This is a genomic window from Thermus altitudinis (genome assembly GCF_022760835.1).
GTDB lineage: Bacteria > Deinococcota > Deinococci > Deinococcales > Thermaceae > Thermus > Thermus altitudinis.
This window is the reverse complement of the sequence record NZ_JAKTNQ010000004.1, coordinates 75630-91631: the sequence shown is the minus strand read 5'-3', so window position 1 is coordinate 91631 and position 16002 is coordinate 75630. Positions and strand designations below refer to the sequence as shown.

Annotated in this window: 16 protein-coding genes and 1 tRNA gene; 15 read left to right on the top strand and 2 right to left on the bottom strand. The window is 63.9% G+C overall.

Going from position 1 to position 16002, the window contains the following annotated elements:
- Positions 1 to 310: phosphate-starvation-inducible PsiE family protein (locus L0D16_RS02865; RefSeq protein WP_243029907.1), on the top strand; the 310-nt coding region annotated here is incomplete at its 5' end.
- Here the strand turns inward: L0D16_RS02865 and L0D16_RS02860 are convergent.
- Entirely contained in the window at positions 288 to 1193 is a 906-nt protein-coding gene (locus L0D16_RS02860) for a LysR family transcriptional regulator (RefSeq protein WP_243029906.1), read from the bottom strand. The genes L0D16_RS02865 and L0D16_RS02860 overlap by 23 nt on opposite strands.
- 152 nt (positions 1194 to 1345) lie before the next feature.
- Here L0D16_RS02860 and glpX point away from each other — a divergent pair, with 152 nt between their 5' ends.
- From glpX to fba, 7 genes are read left to right on the top strand one after another with little or no spacing between them, the layout of a single operon-like run.
- On the top strand, positions 1346 to 2320 hold the full coding sequence (gene glpX / locus L0D16_RS02855) for a class II fructose-bisphosphatase (protein WP_243029905.1): 975 nt from the start codon (positions 1346 to 1348) through the stop codon (positions 2318 to 2320).
- An 11-nt stretch (positions 2321 to 2331) separates the two neighbouring features.
- Positions 2332 to 3780: a form I ribulose bisphosphate carboxylase large subunit gene (locus L0D16_RS02850; protein WP_243029904.1), complete on the top strand. Its 1449-nt coding sequence runs from the start codon at positions 2332 to 2334 to the stop codon at positions 3778 to 3780.
- Between the two features lie 18 nt (positions 3781 to 3798).
- Positions 3799 to 4224 carry a ribulose bisphosphate carboxylase small subunit gene (locus L0D16_RS02845; RefSeq protein WP_243029902.1) on the top strand — a complete coding sequence of 142 codons (426 nt, stop codon included), beginning with the start codon at positions 3799 to 3801 and terminating at the stop codon, positions 4222 to 4224.
- Positions 4225 to 4284: 60 nt separating this feature from the next.
- Positions 4285 to 5178: a CbbX protein gene (gene cbbX, locus L0D16_RS02840; RefSeq protein WP_243029900.1), complete on the top strand. Its 894-nt coding sequence runs from the start codon at positions 4285 to 4287 to the stop codon at positions 5176 to 5178.
- Positions 5168 to 6133 carry a phosphoribulokinase gene (locus tag L0D16_RS02835; protein WP_243029898.1) on the top strand — a complete coding sequence of 322 codons (966 nt, stop codon included), beginning with the start codon at positions 5168 to 5170 and terminating at the stop codon, positions 6131 to 6133. Before cbbX ends, L0D16_RS02835 begins: the two co-directional genes overlap by 11 nt.
- A 9-nt stretch (positions 6134 to 6142) precedes the next feature.
- Positions 6143 to 6811 (top strand): ribulose-phosphate 3-epimerase, encoded by a 669-nt coding sequence (gene rpe, locus L0D16_RS02830; RefSeq protein ID WP_243029896.1) that lies wholly within the window; start codon positions 6143 to 6145, stop codon positions 6809 to 6811.
- A complete protein-coding gene (gene fba, locus L0D16_RS02825; RefSeq protein WP_243029894.1) occupies positions 6792 to 7715 on the top strand; it encodes a class II fructose-1,6-bisphosphate aldolase in 924 nt (307 codons plus the stop codon). Before rpe ends, fba begins: the two co-directional genes overlap by 20 nt.
- Before the next feature lie 85 nt (positions 7716 to 7800).
- On the opposite strand, the gene L0D16_RS02820 is transcribed toward fba, so the two are convergent.
- Positions 7801 to 7877, bottom strand: a tRNA-Pro gene (locus L0D16_RS02820).
- A gap of 57 nt (positions 7878 to 7934) precedes the next feature.
- Between L0D16_RS02820 and L0D16_RS02815 the strand changes: the two genes are divergently transcribed.
- From L0D16_RS02815 to L0D16_RS02785, 7 genes are read left to right on the top strand one after another with little or no spacing between them, the layout of a single operon-like run.
- Positions 7935 to 8252, top strand: a complete 318-nt coding sequence (locus L0D16_RS02815) for a cupin domain-containing protein (protein WP_243029892.1) — start codon at positions 7935 to 7937, stop codon at positions 8250 to 8252.
- Between the two features lie 42 nt (positions 8253 to 8294).
- Positions 8295 to 10457 (top strand): ATP-binding protein, encoded by a 2163-nt coding sequence (locus L0D16_RS02810; RefSeq protein WP_243029877.1) that lies wholly within the window; start codon positions 8295 to 8297, stop codon positions 10455 to 10457.
- Positions 10458 to 10479: 22 nt separating this feature from the next.
- Positions 10480 to 10842, top strand: coding sequence for a response regulator transcription factor (locus L0D16_RS02805; RefSeq protein WP_243029875.1), 363 nt, complete (start codon positions 10480 to 10482; stop codon positions 10840 to 10842).
- Positions 10826 to 11965 carry a HEAT repeat domain-containing protein gene (locus L0D16_RS02800; RefSeq protein WP_243029873.1) on the top strand — a complete coding sequence of 380 codons (1140 nt, stop codon included), beginning with the start codon at positions 10826 to 10828 and terminating at the stop codon, positions 11963 to 11965. The genes L0D16_RS02805 and L0D16_RS02800 overlap by 17 nt, the downstream gene beginning before the upstream one ends.
- Complete coding sequence (locus L0D16_RS02795; protein WP_243029871.1) at positions 11962 to 13365, top strand: glycosyltransferase family 2 protein; 1404 nt, start codon at positions 11962 to 11964, stop codon at positions 13363 to 13365. Before L0D16_RS02800 ends, L0D16_RS02795 begins: the two co-directional genes overlap by 4 nt.
- 19 nt (positions 13366 to 13384) lie before the next feature.
- The gene (locus tag L0D16_RS02790; RefSeq protein ID WP_243029869.1) at positions 13385 to 14239 is read left to right on the top strand and encodes an NAD(P)H-dependent flavin oxidoreductase; all 855 of its coding nucleotides are present in this window, start codon (positions 13385 to 13387) and stop codon (positions 14237 to 14239) included.
- Between the two features lie 41 nt (positions 14240 to 14280).
- Positions 14281 to 15993: an FAD-dependent oxidoreductase gene (locus L0D16_RS02785; protein WP_243029868.1), complete on the top strand. Its 1713-nt coding sequence runs from the start codon at positions 14281 to 14283 to the stop codon at positions 15991 to 15993.
- Positions 15994 to 16002: the final 9 nt, after the last annotated feature.

Below are 16002 nucleotides of genomic sequence, written 5' to 3'. Positions count from 1 at the left end.
GCGTAGGGTCATGCCCCCTCTTTACCCCAAGGCCGCATATCGGTCAAGTCTGGCCTTGATGCTGGCGGAGATCCTCTACACCCTGCTCCGCTTTGCCAAGGAGGGGACCCTCGAGGCCACCCCCTTTCTGGTCATCGGCCTCATCGCCGCCATCCGCCGCATCCTGGTCCTCACCGCAGAGGCGGTGGAGAAGTTTGACCTGGCGGACCCGGCCTTCATGGCGGTGCTGGCGGAGCTAGGGCTTCTTTCCCTCATGGTGGTGGCCCTTGCCCTAGCCATGCGCCTGGTTAGGAGCGAAGCAGGGCGATGAGGGCCTGGGCTGCGGGGTTGGCCACGCTCTTGGGGTGCACCAGCCAGAAGTAGCGGCGGATCTCCCCCACGGGCTCGGATAGCCTTAAGGCGCGCAGGTTCCCCACCTTTAGGTTGGGCTGAACCACCACCCGGCTCACAATACCCACCCCGGCTCCGGCCAGCACCAGGCGCTTGGTCACCTCGTTGTTGTCGGTGTAGAAGATGGGGTTAAGTTCCAGGCCCACCTGTTCAAAGGCCCGCTCCAGGGCCCGCCAGGTCATGGAGCCGGGCTTCCGCACGATAAGGGTTTCCTCCATGAGCCACTCCGGGGGAATGGTATCCCGTCCGGCCCAAGGGTGGTCGGGAGGCACGATGAGGACCAGCTCGTCCTCGTAGAAAAGATGGCGCTCGTAGCCTTCCCAGTGCTCCACGCCTTCTAAAATGGCGAACTCCACCTCCCCCATGCGCAGGCGTTCCGCCAGGCGTTCGGAGGAGCCGCTTTCCACGTACACCCGTACCCCAGGGTGGGCCTGGTGGAAGTCCTTAAGGAAAAGCGGAAGCACATAGGTGGCCATGGTGGTGGCCGCCCCTAAGGTAACCTCCCCCAGCTCCAGCCGGCCCATGGCCTGGGAGACCCGCTGAAACTCCTCTAGGGCCTGGACCACCCGCCTGGCCTCGGGCAGGAGGGCCTCCCCTACCCGGGAAAGGACCAGGTGCCGGCCCTGGCGCTCAAAAAGGGGGTGGCCTACCTGCTCCTCCAAAGCCCGCAGGTACTGGCTCACCGCGGGCTGGGTGATGCCCAAGGCCAAGGCCGCCCGGCCCACTCCTCCTTCCTCCACCACCGTGACAAAGACCCGTAATGCGGCAGGGTTGGGCAGTTTAGCATTCTTAGTTATCAGCATTTTCTTATGCTATCACGGGGGGTGAATAACCGTAAATCCGGGGCCTATGGATAACTACATTAGTAAAATGTTATATCAACGTTAACTTATGCTATGAGGAAAAGCATATGATTGCAGTAATAAAAATCCCCCTCTAAGGTAAGCGCATGGCCATGCCCACGCGCAACCTAGGCCTGGACCTGATGCGGGCCACGGAGGCCGCTGCCTTGGCCTCGGCCCGCTTCGTGGGCCGGGGGGATAAGGAAGGGGGGGACCGGGCGGCGGTGGAGGCCATGCGGCTTCTGCTGAACAGCCTGGACTTCCGCGGCCGGGTGGTGATCGGGGAAGGGGAGAAGGACCAGGCCCCCATGCTCTATAACGGCGAGGTCCTGGGCCAGGGGGAAGGGCCCCTTTGGGACCTGGCCGTGGACCCTGTGGAGGGCACCAGGCTTTTGGCCCTGGGCCGGCCGGGGGCCATCAGTGTGATCGCCGCGGCTCCCGAGGGCACCCTTTTCAACCCCGGGCCTGCCTTTTACGCCGCCAAGCTGGTGGTGGGCCCCGAGGCCAAGGAGGCCATTGACCTGAAGGCCTCGGTGGCCGACAACCTCAAGGAGATCGCCCGTGCCTTGAAAAAGGAGGTGCGGGAGCTCACGGTGTTTGTCCTGGATAAACCCCGTCATGCCAGGCTCATTGAGGAGATCCGCCTAGCGGGGGCCCGCATCAGCCTCCAGACCGATGGGGATGTGGGCGGGGCCCTGGCCGCCGTCTTGCCCGACACCGGCATTGACGTCCTCATGGGCACCGGGGGCACCCCGGAAGGGGTGATCGCCGCGGTGGCGGTACGGGCCTTAGGGGGTGGGATGCAGATGCGCCTGGACCCCCAGAGCGAGGAGGAGCGTTGGAACGTGGTGCATGCCGGCTATGACCTGGATCGGGTGTACACCTTGGACGAACTCTGCTCGGCCGAGGACACCCACTTTGCCGCCACCGGCATCACCGATGGCCCCTTCCTGAGGGGGGTGCGCTACGGGGAGAACCGGGCCTGGACGGAAAGCCTGGTGATCCGCGGGGCCACCCGCACCCTGCGGAAGGTGGAGGCGTGGCACCAGCTTGGGAAGCTTCGGGGCCTTAGCCCCGTGGCCTATTAGGAGGTGTGGAAATGGCAGCAGGATACGCAGGAAAAGGCAAGTACAGCAAAGCTGGGGTCCTGGAGTACAAGCAGATGGGCTACTGGGACCCGGACTATGAGCCCAAGGATACGGATACCATTGCCCTCTTTCGCGTGACGCCCCAGCCTGGGGTGGAGCCCGAGGAGGCGGCGGCGGCGGTGGCCGGGGAGTCCTCCACGGCCACTTGGACGGTGGTCTGGACCGACCGCCTGACCTATCTGGACCGCTACCGGGCCAAGGCCTTCCGGGTAGAGCCGGTGCCGGGGAACCCCGAGCAGTACTTCGCTTGGATCGCTTACGACCTGGCCCTCTTTGAGGAAGGCTCCATCGCCAACATGACCTCCTCCATCATCGGGAACGTCTTCGGCTTCAAGGCCCTCAGGGCCCTGCGCCTGGAGGACCTCCGCATCCCCGTGGCCTACCTTAAGACTTTCAAGGGTGCCCCCCACGGCATCCCTGTGGAGCGGGACATGCTGAACAAGTACGGCCGCCCCCTCCTTGGGGCCACGGTGAAGCCCAAGCTGGGTCTTTCGGGTAGGAACTACGGCCGGGTAGTCTACGAGGCCTTGGCCGGGGGGTTGGACTTCACCAAGGACGATGAGAACATCAACTCCCAGCCCTTCATGCGCTGGCGGGACCGCTTCCTTTACGCCCAGGAGGCGGTGATGAAGGCGGAGCAGGTCACGGGGGAGCGCAAGGGCCACTACATGAACGTGACCGCTGCCACCATGGAGGATGTCTATGAGCGCCTGGAGTTCGCCAAGGAGATCGGCTCCATCATCGTCATGGTGGACCTCACCATGGGCTACACCGCCTTGCAGTCCGTTTCCAACTGGTGCCACCGAAACGGCATGATCCTTCACCTCCACCGGGCCAGCCACGCCACCTTCACCCGCCAGAAGAACCACGGCATCAACTTCCGGGTTTTGGCCAAGTGGATGCGCATGCTGGGGGTAGACCACATCCACGCGGGTACCGCAGTGGGTAAACTGGAGGGCGACCCCAATCTTACCCGCGGTTATTACGACATCCTGCGCCTCCAGCACGTCTACCCGGACCCCGTCAAGGGCATCTACTTTGAGCAGGATTGGGCCTATCTGCCGGCGGTCATGCCCGTGGCCTCCGGTGGGATCCACGCTGGCCAGATGCACCTTCTCCTGTCCCTTTTCGGGGACGACGTGGTGCTCCAGTTCGGCGGTGGTACCATCGGCCACCCCATGGGCATTCAGGCGGGAGCTACGGCCAACCGGGTGGCCCTCGAGGCCATGGTCAAGGCCCGCAACGAGGGCCGGGACATCCTGGCGGAAGGCCCCGAGATCCTCAAGAAGGCGGCCCAGCACTCCCCGGCCTTGGCGGCGGCCCTGGACACCTGGGGTAGCGTCACCTTTGACTTTGCCTCCACCGATACCCCGGATGTGTTGCCTACTCCCAGCAACTAAGGAAAGGAGTTGAGAACCATGCGGATCACCCAAGGAACCTTCTCTTATCTGCCCGATCTCACGGACGAGGAAATCCGGGCCCAGATTGAGTACATCATCAAAAACGGCTGGGCGGTTTCCATTGAGTACACCGATGACCCCAGCCCCTACAACGTCTACTGGAACATGTGGGGCCTGCCCATGTTTGACCTGGAGGACCCGGCGGCGGCCATGTACGAGTTCCAGAAGTGCCGTGAGGCCTTCCCCAACTACTACATCAAGATCAACGGCTACGACCCCTCTCCCATGTGGCAGGCGCAAAGGGTGTCCTTCATCGCCCACCGCCCCAAGAATGAGCCCGGCTTCCGTCTGCACCGGCAGCTTTGGAGCGATGGCCGCAGGCTCAAGTACACCTTGGAGCCCTACGCCACCATGAGGCCGGAGGGCGAGCGCTACCAGGACTAAGCTCAAGAGCCTAGGGGTCCCGGCCTTGCCCGGGGCCCCTTAGCTAAATCAGGGAGGGTTATGCAGGACACTCAAGGCCAAAACCTGGCGGTGGTGAAAAACCCCGAGATTGAGACGGTTCTGGAAACCCTGGACCGGGAACTGGTGGGTTTAAGACCCGTGAAGCAGCGGATTCGGGAGATCGCCGCCTACCTTTCCGTGGACAAGCTCCGCCGGGAGCTGGGCCTTGCCGCCGACCGCCCCACCTTGCACATGGCCTTTGTGGGCCCCCCGGGTACGGGCAAGACCACCGTGGCCATGCGGATGGCCACCATCCTCCACAAGTTGGGCTACATCCGCCGCGACCACCTGGTGGTGGCCAGCCGCGATGACCTGGTGGGCCAGTACATCGGCCACACCGCCCCCAAGACCAAAGAGGTTCTGAAGCGGGCCATGGGGGGGGTGCTCTTCATTGATGAGGCCTACAGCCTCTACCGGGCGGAAAACGAGCGGGACTACGGCCAGGAAACCATAGAGATCCTCCTCCAGGTGATGGAGAACCAGCGGGAGGACCTGGTGGTGATCCTGGCGGGGTACAAGGACCGCATGGAGGAGTTCTTCGCCCTAAACCCCGGGATGCGCTCCCGCATCGCCCACCACATTGAGTTTCCCCCCTATAGCGCCGAGGAGCTCTTCCAGATCGGCAAGCTCATGCTGGAAAAGCAGGGCTACCGCTTCACCGAAGAGGCGGAAAGGGCCTTCCTGGAATATTTGGAAAGGCGCATGCGGCTTCCCAACTTCGCCTACGCCCGTAGCGTGCGCAACGCCCTGGACCGCTTCAAGCTTAGGCAGGCCTACCGGCTTTACCAGAAGGCGGGGCCGGTGACCCCAGAGGAACTCATGACCATCACCGCCGACGACATTTACGCCAGCTCGGTTTTTAAGGAGGAGAAGGAGGAAGAAGATGCCCCATAGGCCTTTTATGCTAGGCATTGCCGGTGACTCGGGGGCGGGGAAGACCACCATCTCCGCGGGGATCGCCCGGCTTCTTGGCGAGGAGCGGACCACCAACATCTGCGTGGACGACTATCACAAGTACGACCGCAAGCAGCGCAAGGAGCTGGGCATCACCCCCTTGAACCCCGAGTGCAACTACATGGACATCATGGAGCAGCACGTGAGGCTTCTTTCCGAGGGGGAGCCCATCCTGAAGCCCGTGTACAACCATTCCACGGGCACCTTTGATCCACCCGTCTACATCCCCGCTCCCCGGGCGGTGGAAGAAGAGGGGCGGCTGGTGCCGCGGGTGGTGATCCTCGAGGGGCTCCTCACCCTCTTTTCCCCCGCCCTGCGGAGCCGGTACCACCTCACCGTTTACCTGGATCCCGAAGAGGAACTGAGGCGGGAGTGGAAGGTGAAGCGGGATGTGGCCAAGCGGGGCTACACCCCGGAGGAGGTCATCGCCGACATTGAGAGGCGCATGCCCGACTCCCGGGCCTTCATCTGGCCCCAGAAGGAGCACGCGGACCTCGTGGTGCGCTTCTACCGCCCCCCTGGCTACAACCCTGAAAACCCCAGCACCCTGAACGTGCGCATCGCCCTAAAGCACACCCTGCCCCGGCTGGACCTTTCCGAGGTGCTCCACTCCGCCTACGAGGACGAGGCGCCCATCCGTTTGGAGACCCGCAAGGAGGCGGATATCCTGGATATCACCGGAGACATTCCCCCTGAGCGGGCCCTGACTTTTGAACGCATCATCTGGGACCACCTGGGCCACCACGTGGAGCACTTTGACCCCAGCCTGGTGGGTACCTTCCTGGACAGGGCGGGGCAAAGCTATCCTTTGGCCTTAACCCAGTTGGTCATCGCCTACTACTTGGTTAAGATGCGGGAGCTGGCCATCGAGCGGGGGCACCTGCGGGTGGCCTAGGGGGAAGGGATGCTGAAGTTTGCGCCCTCCATTCTCACCGCGGACCTGGCGAGGCTCAAGGACCAGATCCAGGAGGCCGAGGCGGCGGGGGTGGACTGGATCCACCTGGACGTGATGGATGGGGTGTTCGTCCCCAACCTTACCTTCGGGCCCCTTCTGGTGGAGGCGGTGCGGCGGGTCACCTCCTTGCCCCTGGATGTGCACCTCATGATCGTGCAGCCCGAAAGGTACTTGGAGGACTTCGCCCGGGCGGGGGCCGATGTCATCACCGTGCACGTTGAGGCCACCCCCCACGCCCACCGGGCGGTGCAGAAGGTGAAGGAGCTGGGGAAGCGGGCGGGGTTGGCCATCAACCCCGCCACCCCCCTGGAGGCCTTTGAGCCCCTTTTGCCTGAGCTGGACCTGGCCCTGCTCATGAGCGTGAACCCGGGGTTTGGAGGGCAGAAGTACATCCCCACCGCCACCGAGAGGCTTCGCCGCCTCAAGGCCATGCGGGACCGGCTGAACCCGGCCTGCTTGTTGGAGGTGGATGGGGGGGTGAACCGGGAAACCGTGGCCGAGGTGTACCGGGCGGGCGCGGACGTGGCCGTGGCGGGCAGCGCCCTTTTCAACAAGCGGCCCGTGGCTGATAACCTAAAGGAGCTAAAGGAGGTGCTGTATGCCCTTGGCGATCGGTAAAGAGGTTCTGGATAAGGCACGGCGGGAAGGCTATGCGGTTCCCAGTTTCAACACCAATAACCTGGAGATTACCCAGGCTATCCTGGAGGTAGCCGATGAACTACGGGCTCCCGTCTTCATTCAGGTTTCCGACGGGGCCCGGAAGTACGCCGGAATGGAGAACCTGGCCAACCTGGTGAAGGATATGGCCAGCCGCACCAAGGTGCCCGTGGTCCTGCACCTGGACCACGGGGCCGACTTCAAGATGGTGATGCAGGCCCTGAGGGCGGGCTTCACCAGCGTGATGATTGATGCCAGCCACCACCCCTTTGAGGAGAATGTGGCCGAGACCAAGAAGGTGGTGGAGGCGGCCCATGCGGTGGGGGTGAGCGTGGAGGCGGAGCTGGGCCGGCTTCAGGGCATTGAGGACAACATCCAGGTCTCCGAGGCCGAGGCCTTCCTCACCGATCCCGAGGAGGCGGAGCGCTTCGTGGCGGAAACGGGCATAGACTATCTGGCCATCGCCATCGGCACCAGCCACGGGGCCTATAAGGGGAAGGGCCGGCCCTACATTGACCACAAGCGCCTCGAGGAGATCAGCAAGCGGGTTTCCATCCCCTTGGTGCTCCACGGGGCCAGCGGGGTACCCACCTGGCTTAAGGAGAAGCTCTTGGCCACGGGGGCTGAGCTGAAGGAGGCCACGGGTATCCACGATGAGGATATCAAAAAGGCCATTCCCAACGGCATTGCCAAGATCAACATTGACACCGACCTGCGCCTGGCCATGACCCTGGGCATCCGGGAAGTAGTGGTGGGCAATCCCAAGGAGTTTGATCCCCGCAAGATCATCGGCAAAGGCCGGGACTACCTGAAGCAGGTGATCCGGGAAAAGTTTGAGCTGATGGGCACGGTGGGCCGGGCATAACCCACCCCACCCGGGCACGGCCAGGGTGGAAACCCCGGGCCGCGCCAGCCAAAGACAATCCCCCGCCCGTTTGGGCGGGGGCTTTTGGTCGGGGAGGCCGGATTTGAACCGACGACCACACGCACCCCAAGCGTGTGCGCTACCAGGCTGCGCTACTCCCCGGCGCGCAAAGGTTAGTGTAGTGCCCCGCTTGGGCTTTCGTCAAGTAGACTTGGGGCCATGGAGATTAAAGACCTGCGGAGCCTGGTGCGGTATAACCCGGAAAAGATGGCCAAAATTCCCGTTTTTGAGTCAGAGGGAATGTTTTTTGACCTCTATGCCCTGCTTCCGGGACAGGCGCAAAAGGTGCACACCCACGAGGGTTCCGACAAGGTGTACTACGTCTTGGAGGGCGAGGTGGTAGTGCGCATCGGGGAGGAGGAAGCCCTTTTGGCCCCAGGGATGGCGGCCATCGCCCGCTCAGGGGAGGCCCATGGCGTGCGCAACGAGTCGGCAAACCCCGCCCTTCTCCTGGTGGTGATGGCTCCCAAGCCCTAGGCTTTCACATCCTTTTCAAAGGGCTAGAATAGCCTAGTAAGGATGGTAAAGGCTCCCCCCACCGACCTGGGGTTCATGGCGGAGCTTCTCCGCCGGTATCCCGTGCGGCTCCTTTTCCGGGGGGAGGTGCTTCCCGAAGGTCCTTTACGGGGAGAAAAGCTTTGGCAAGAGGGGGATATGGCCCTTTACTGGGAAGGGCCGCCCCCGCCTCCGGCAACCCAGGAGGCTTTGCGCCTCCTCCTTCGGGCCTTCCGCGAGGTGTGGGAGCTACGGGAGCGGGAGCTTGCTCTTTTAAAGAGCCAGGAGGAGAGCGCCAGGCTCCTTCGCCTTTTGCTTCACGAGATCAAAAACCCCTTGATGAGCGTTTTGGGGGCCTTGGAACTTGCCCTGGAAACCGGGGACCTTCCGGAAGAGGCTAAGGAACTCCTTTCTATCGCCGAAAGGAGTGCCCGTCGCATCCAAGAACTCCTGCAAAAGGCCCAGGAGTACCTGCGCCTGGGCCAGGGGGTGCGGCTTAAAAGTGAACGGGTGGACCTCAAGGCCCTTCTTCTCCAGGTTTCGGAGGAAGTGCGGCCTCTGGCCCGAAGGAAGGGAATCCGGCTCCGCTTGGTCCTGCCGAAACGGGAGGCCTGGGTATACGGGGATAAGGAATGGCTCTATCAGGCAGTGCTGAACGTCCTCAACAATGCGGTGAAATACACCCCGGAAGGGGGGCGGGTGGCGGTGCGCCTCCTTCTGGGTCGGGACCGGTACGGCATCGCCGTTTCCGATACTGGCCCCGGGATCCCCGAGGCGGAGCAGGAAAGGGTCTTTGAACCCTTCTACCGGGCCTCCACCCGGGGGGAGGTGGAGGGAACGGGGCTTGGGCTTGCCCTGGTGAAGCGGGTCCTCGAGGCCCACGGGGGCGAGGTCCGTCTAAGGAGCCGCTTAGGCCGGGGGAGCACCTTCTTCCTCCTCCTGCCCAGGCCCCGGCCGGGCCAAAGGGCCCCGGTGGGAAGGCTGCTTCTCTTGCTGGTGGCCCTGATCGCCTTGGCCCGCGTGCCCATCTTCCCCGCCCCCTTGGGTTCCCAGGCCTTCGGCGGGGTACCGGCCGGGGAGGTGGTACGGCTTCCTGGGCTGGAGCTGGCCTTTAGCCCTGAGGCTCACGGGGAGGCCCGGCGCTGGCGGAGCCTTTGGGGTGGGGGAGAGAGGGTGCAGGTGCGTTTGGAAAGAGGAGGGGTGGAGGCGGTGCGGGAGGCCCCTGTGCCCTTGGCCCTTTCCACCCCCGAGGGCCAGGTGCGGCCCACGGGGACCCACCTGCGCCTTTCCCGGGAAAGCGGGGCCCGCCTTTCCCTTTACCGGGGAAAGGTGGCCTTGGGGCAGGAAACGCTTCCTGCCGGGGAAGGAGCGGTTCTGGGAACGGGGGTTAGGCGGAAGCTTCTTCCTGCTCCCCTGGTGCGCCCGGCGCCGGGGCCTGAGGGCGAGGTGGTGTTCCGCATGCTGGGCCCCGAGGGGAGCCGGGGCTTCCGGGTGGAGGTTCGCAGCGGGGATGCCGTGGTCCTTTCCGCCAGGGTAGAGGGTAACGTGTTCCGCTACCTGCCCCAGGCGGACCGCGTGAGCCAGGTGCGGGCCATGGCCTTGGATGAGGTGGGCCTCGAGGGCTACCCCTCGGACCCCGTGCCCTTCCGGGAACGGAAAAGCTTTTACGAGGGTCGGAAGAGGCTTCCCCAGGACCCGGCTGGGGCGGAGGCCTTTTTGCGCCGGGCGGTTTCCGTCTTTCCCGACGATGCCGAGGCCTTGGGCGAGCTGGCCTTTGCCCTTTACCTCCAGGGCCGCCATGGCGAGGCTAAGCCCCTTTACGAGAAGGCCCTAGCCCTTTTGGATAGCCCTGATACCCGGGTGCGCTACGCCCGGCTCCTCTACCACTTGAAGCGTTATGGGGAGGCGGAGGAGAGCTACCGGAAGGTGCTGAGGGAAGACCCGGGGAACCTGGATGCCCGCTGGGGGCTTTCCGAGGTGGTCCTGGCCCTGGGCCGGGCCAAGGAGGCGGAGCTCCTCGCTCGGCAGGTGCTGGCGGTGGAACCCAGCTACCCCTTGGCCCGCTTCACCTTGGCCAAGGCCCTCTTGGAACAAGGAAGGGTGGAGGAGGCCCGGGGGCTACTTACGCAAGAGGCTAAGCGAAACCCCGATCCCGAGGTCCAAGCCTTGTTGCAAAGGCTTCGGTAGCTTCTCCTCTTAGAATGGGGGTGTGGCCCGGGTTTTGGTGGTGGAGGATGACCCTACGGTGGCCAAGGTTTTGGAGGTAGCCCTTGGGCGGGAGGGGTATCTGTCCTTCCTGGTGCGGGACTACCCTTCCGCCAAGGTTGCCCTCCAGGAGGATTGGGATGCCATCATCCTGGACATCAACCTGCCCGGGGGTTCGGGGTTAGACCTCTTGCGCTACTTGCGAAAGGAGCTACGGAAGTCTACGCCCGTGTTGATCCTTTCGGGTCTTAAGCAAGAGCGGAGCCTCGCCGAAGCCCAGGCTTTAGGAGCCCAAGAGTATTTCACCAAGCCCTTCAGCCCTGGGGGCCTGATAAAGCGTCTAAAGGAATATGTGGCGGCGCGGTGAACGGCTTTATGCCCTTTTGGTCTTTCTGGTGGTGCTCCTGGAGGGCCTGGCCCTGGGAAGCCTGGTAGTGGTCTTTTCAGGGCGTCTTTTTGGCCTTTTTGGCTATCCCCAGGTCTACGGGGCCTTGTGGCAGGCCCTGGTCCTAACTGGGACAGCGTTGGGCTTGCTGGCCGCTTATATTCTGCTTTATCACGTCTACAGCGCAAGCCGGGAACTCCTTGACCGTAAGGCTTACGAGGACTGGCTAGCCCGCTTTACGGAAATCCTTTTTGCTGGTGGGTCTCCTCCCCCTCCTCCTTGGCCTAGGGAAGCCTTTGAAGCCCTTTTGGACCTGCGGGAAATGTTGAAGGGGGAGTTTGCTGAACGGATAACGGAATGGCTGCGCCAGGCGAACCCCCCTTGGCCCCGCATCCTGAAGGCCCGTTTGGCTTCCCGGCCCCTGCGGCTGGAGGCCCTCGAGGCCTTGGCCCAAGCCCGCTTGCCGGAAACCCTGGAAGCGGTTCTTCCGTATCTGGCTCATCCGGACCCCGTCCTGCGTTTGGCGGCCGCCCGGGCTGGGGCCCGGGTGGCCCAGGGGCAAGGGCTCTTGGACTTGGCTAAAGCCCTTTTGGAAGCCGCCTTACCCCGGGGGGCCCTTTTGGAGGTGCTCCTCCTTCTGGAAGACCGGGCGGAGCCGGTGGTGGAGTATTTGCTTTCCCAAGGTGGTGGGGAGGAGGTTTGGGCGGCCCTGGAGGCTGTGGGCCGGCTTAAGCTGGCGTCCCTGGTGGAAAGGGTTCTTCCCTTCTTAGACCAGGCGGATCCAGAGCTTAAGGCGGCGGCCATGCGTGCCCTTTACCGCCTGCGCTACCCACCCCACGGCTACGAGGGGCTTTTGCTGGCGGCCTTAAAGGATGAACGGGAGTTCTTGCGGGCCCATGCCGCCCGGCTCATGGCCCTTTTGGGGAACGATCTGGCCCAGCGAGCCTTGTGGAAGGCGCTTTCTGACCCTTCTTTTTACGTGCGCCGGGCGGCGGCGGAAGGGCTTTTGCGGATGAACAAGGGCTTTCTGGCCCAGGCTGCGGAACGCCACCCCGATCCCTTTGGCCGGGCCATGGCCCAGCAGGTATTACGGGAGGCGGCGTGAACCTCCTTTTGGATTTCTTGTTCTTGTACCAGGTGGTGATCCTGTGGTATTTCGCCCTTTTGAACTTCTTTTATACCCTTTTCGCCTTCTTTGGCCTGGGGATGGTGGCCCGTTATGCCCGGGAGCTTTCTGAGCTTTCCCTGAAGGACTTCTTGGAGCGCGAGGCCTACCTGCCCGTATCCATCCTGGTCCCCACCTACAACGAGGAGAAGACCATCGCCCACTCGGTGCGTTCCTTTTTGGCCTTGCATTACCCGGAGTTTGAGGTGATCGTGGTGGCGGACGGGCCCAAGGATCGGACCCTGGAGGTGCTCAAGGAGGCCTTCCGCCTGGTGGAGGTGGAATGGGTGTACCGTCGGGCCCTTCCCGCCAAGCCCGTTCGGGCCGTGTACCGCTCTTTGGTATACCCTAACCTTATCGTGGTGGACAAGGAAAACGGGGGCAAAGCCGATGCCCTTAACGCTGGGCTGAACCTGGCCCGGTATCCCCTGTTCTGCGCCGTGGATGCGGATAGCCTCCTGGATGCCCAGGCCCTTTTACGGGCGAGCCGCCTTTTCTTGGAGGATGACCGGGTATTGGCGGTGGGGGGGACGATAAGGCCCTTGAATGGGGCTGTGGTGCGTGAGGGTATTGTGGAGACCCTGCGCCTTCCCCGAGGGTTTTTGGAGCGTATGCAGGTGATAGAGTACGCCCGGGCCTTCTTCATGGGACGGGCAGGGTGGAGCGCCATGGGGGCCTTGCTCATTATCTCCGGGGCCTTTGGCCTTTTCCGGCGGGAGGAGGCCTTGCGGGTGGGGGGGTATCGCACCGACACCGTGGGGGAGGATATGGAGCTGGTGGTCCGCCTTCACCGCCGGGCCCGGGAGGAGGGAAGGGAGTACCGCATCCTTTACACCCCAGACCCCATCTGCTATACGGAGGTACCTGCGGACTGGGCCACCTTAAGGAGGCAGCGGAACCGTTGGCACCGGGGCCTTTGGGAGGTCCTTTGGAACCATCGGGTTATGCTCTTCAATCCCAGGTACGGACGCCTGGGCCTGGTGGCCATGCCCTATTTCTTCTTCTTTGAGGCCTTGGCCCCGGTGGTGGAGGTTTTGGGCTACGTGCTCTTGCCGGTCTTTTACCTCCTTGGCCTTTTTAATCCGGAGTTCGCCCTTCTCTTCCTCCTTTTGGCCGTGGGCTATGGGGTCCTTCTCTCCCAGTTGGCGGTGGGTATGGAGACGCTGCTTTTGCAACGGTATCCCCGGCTTTGGGACCGGGTGGTCCTTCTCCTCTTTGCCCTCCTGGAGGGCCTAGGCTATCGGCAGGTTCTGGCCCTGGAACGCTTCGTGGCCACCTTCCAGGTATGGCGCAAACGGGGGGTGTGGGGGGAGATGCGGCGGAAGGGGTTGGAGTCTTGAACCGGGTATAATCCCCTTCATGGAAACCGCCATCACCCGCATGCTGGGCATCCGTTATCCCATCGTGGCCGCCCCTATGTTCTTGGTCTCGGGGGCCAGGCTTCTTCAGGCGGTGGCCGAGGCGGGGGCTATCGGGGTGATCCCTAGCCTCAACTTCCGCACCCATGCCGCCTTCCGGGAGTTTTTGCAGGGCTTTCCCCAGGACCTTCCCTTTGGGGTGAACCTGATCCTCAAGGACAACCCCCGCCTCGAGGAGGACTTGGAGGCGGTGGCCGAGCGCCGGGTGCCCCTGGTGGTCACCTCCTTGGGGGACCCCACCCGTGTGGTGGAGCGGGTGAAGGCCTACGGGGGTGTGGTCTGGTGCGATGTGGTGGGCCTAAGGCACGGGAGAAAGGCCGTGGAGGCGGGGGCCGATGCCCTGGTGGCCGTGGCCGCAGGGGCCGGGGGACATGCGGGAGCCCTAAGCCCCTTGGTCTTGGGGCCCTGGCTACGGGAAGAGCTGGGGGTACCGGTGCTCATCGCCGGGGGCATCGCCACCGGCAGGCAACTGCTGGCTGCTTTGGCCCTGGGAGATGGGGCCTACATCGGCACCCGCTTCATCGCCACCGTGGAGTCCGAGGCCCCTTTAGAGTACAAGGAAGCCCTGCTTAGGGCCACCCCCGAGGATATCCAGTACACCCCCGAGGTCACCGGGGTGCCCGCCAACTTTCTCCGGGAATCCTTGGAGCGCTTCCGCCAGGGTGGGGGTAAAGCCTGGAAGGAGGTCTACTCCGCCGGGCACGGGGTGGCGTTCATCCGGGACCTTCCTTCCGCCAAGGAAGTGGTGGCCCGGCTGGTGGTGGAGTATCAGGAGGCTAAGGCCAACCTTCCATAAGAGGCTATCCGGGGCCTTGGGTGGGGAAGGCCCATTGGATTATGCGCTTCCTTCTCCTAGCCTTCGTTATTGGGTGGAATCTGGCCTGGGCCCAGTACGACCTGGTGGTCTACGGCGCCACCCCCCAGGGGGTGACGGCGGCGGTGGCTGCAGCCCAAGAGGGCCTTCGGGTGTTTTTGCTGGAGCCCGGCCGGGGAGTAGGGGGGGTTCTCACCCAAGGGTGGCTGGCCACCCTGGACCTGGCCAAGGACCAAGAGGGTCTTCTCCAAGGAGGTCTCTTTCGCGACTTTTACCGCCGCATCGGGCAGGAGGCTTCCTTTGATGTGAAGCGGGCGGAGGAGGCCTTCTGGGCCATGCTCCGGGAGGCAGGGGTGGAGGTAAGGCTCCAGGCTTCCTTGGACCGGGTGGAGGTGGAGGCGGGCCGCCTGACCCGGGTAGTGACCCCGGAGGGTCCTATTCTAGCCCCTTACTTTGTGGACGCCAGCGATACCGCGGACCTGGCCTTTCGCGCTGGGGCCAGTTTCACCCAGGGCCGGGAGGATACGGGTCTGGACTCCAGGAGCATGGCGGCCACTTTGGTCTTCCGCTTGGAGGGGGTTCCCTGGGGCGCCGTCTTCCTAACCCTTAACTACGAGGGCCAGGTGCTGCGCACAGGGGCAGGGGCCTGGGGGCGAAGCGGCTGGGGCTTTGCGAGTCTGGTGCGGGGTTACCTCCCCTCCGATCCCAACCGCTATGCCCTTCGGGGCTTGAACCTGGCCCGCCAGGACGATGGGAGCCTCTTGGTTAACGCCCTCCTCCTCTTTGGGATGGAGGGGGCGGATCCCCTAAGCCTGGAGCGCATCCGGCGGGAGGCGGCCCTCGAGGCCGAACGGGTGGTGGCCTACCTGCGGGAGAAGGATCCTCTGCTCTTCGGCACAGCTCGCCTGGCTGGGGTGGCCCCGGACCTCTACCTACGGGAAAGCCGCCACCTTAAGGCCCTTTACCGCCTAAGGGCGGATGAGGTCCTCCTGGGCCGGACCTTTCCCGACGCCGTGGCCTTAGGGGGGTACCCCTTGGACGGCCAGGCCTACTTCCCCGGGGAAACCCCTTACCTTCTGGGTACTCCGGTGCCTTACGGGGTGCCCTTCCGCAGCCTGGTGCCCCAGGAGCTGAGGAACCTGCTGGTGGTTTCCCAGGCGGCGGGATTTGACAGCGTGGCCGCCTTCTCCGCCCGGGTGGTTCCCCTCCAGATGGCTTTGGGAGAGGCGGCAGGGGTGGCGGCGGCCCTCTTGCGCAAGGCCCCCCAGGCAGGGCTTGGCAAGGTGCCTCTGGCCGGTTTTCCCGAGTTGGCTGGGAGCGCCCCGGGCCTTGAGGCCCTGCGCAAGCGGCTGGTCCAAAGGGGGGCTAGGCTCTCCTCCCCGAAAGGGGAACGGGTGGAGGCGGATAGGCCGGGGTACCGGGAGGCGGTGGCCCTCTTGCGGCGGGGGTTGTTCGCTGGCCCCTATTACCTAAAGGGTTCCCTGGGCCTTTCCGAACCCATTCTCCTGGGGGACTTTTTGGCTAACCTGGAGCACTACTATCGGGCGAAGGGACCCGAGGAGCGCCTCAGGGTGGTGTTGAAGGCCCGGGAGCTTTTCCGGGGAGAGTTGCATAGGCCCTTGAGGAGGTCCGTGCTGAACAAGATCCTTCAGGCCTTGGGAGAGGGCGGGCTTGCGGGTGGCGATCCCGTCACCCGGGGGGAGGCCGCCCTTATTTTGTACCGGCTTCTGCCATAATGGGTTAAC

Coding starts and splice junctions, on each gene's coding strand:
- cbbX (WP_243029900.1), top strand. CDS start 4,285: ATGCAGGACACTCAAGGCCAAAACCTGGCGGTGGTGAAAAACCCCGAG.
- L0D16_RS02810 (WP_243029877.1), top strand. CDS start 8,295: ATGGTAAAGGCTCCCCCCACCGACCTGGGGTTCATGGCGGAGCTTCTC.
- rpe (WP_243029896.1), top strand. CDS start 6,143: ATGCTGAAGTTTGCGCCCTCCATTCTCACCGCGGACCTGGCGAGGCTC.
- L0D16_RS02785 (WP_243029868.1), top strand. CDS start 14,281: ATGCGCTTCCTTCTCCTAGCCTTCGTTATTGGGTGGAATCTGGCCTGG.
- L0D16_RS02800 (WP_243029873.1), top strand. CDS start 10,826: ATGTGGCGGCGCGGTGAACGGCTTTATGCCCTTTTGGTCTTTCTGGTG.
- fba (WP_243029894.1), top strand. CDS start 6,792: ATGCCCTTGGCGATCGGTAAAGAGGTTCTGGATAAGGCACGGCGGGAA.
- L0D16_RS02850 (WP_243029904.1), top strand. CDS start 2,332: ATGGCAGCAGGATACGCAGGAAAAGGCAAGTACAGCAAAGCTGGGGTC.
- glpX (WP_243029905.1), top strand. CDS start 1,346: ATGCCCACGCGCAACCTAGGCCTGGACCTGATGCGGGCCACGGAGGCC.
- L0D16_RS02790 (WP_243029869.1), top strand. CDS start 13,385: ATGGAAACCGCCATCACCCGCATGCTGGGCATCCGTTATCCCATCGTG.
- L0D16_RS02845 (WP_243029902.1), top strand. CDS start 3,799: ATGCGGATCACCCAAGGAACCTTCTCTTATCTGCCCGATCTCACGGAC.
- L0D16_RS02860 (WP_243029906.1), bottom strand. CDS start 1,193: ATGCTGATAACTAAGAATGCTAAACTGCCCAACCCTGCCGCATTACGG.
- L0D16_RS02835 (WP_243029898.1), top strand. CDS start 5,168: ATGCCCCATAGGCCTTTTATGCTAGGCATTGCCGGTGACTCGGGGGCG.
- L0D16_RS02815 (WP_243029892.1), top strand. CDS start 7,935: ATGGAGATTAAAGACCTGCGGAGCCTGGTGCGGTATAACCCGGAAAAG.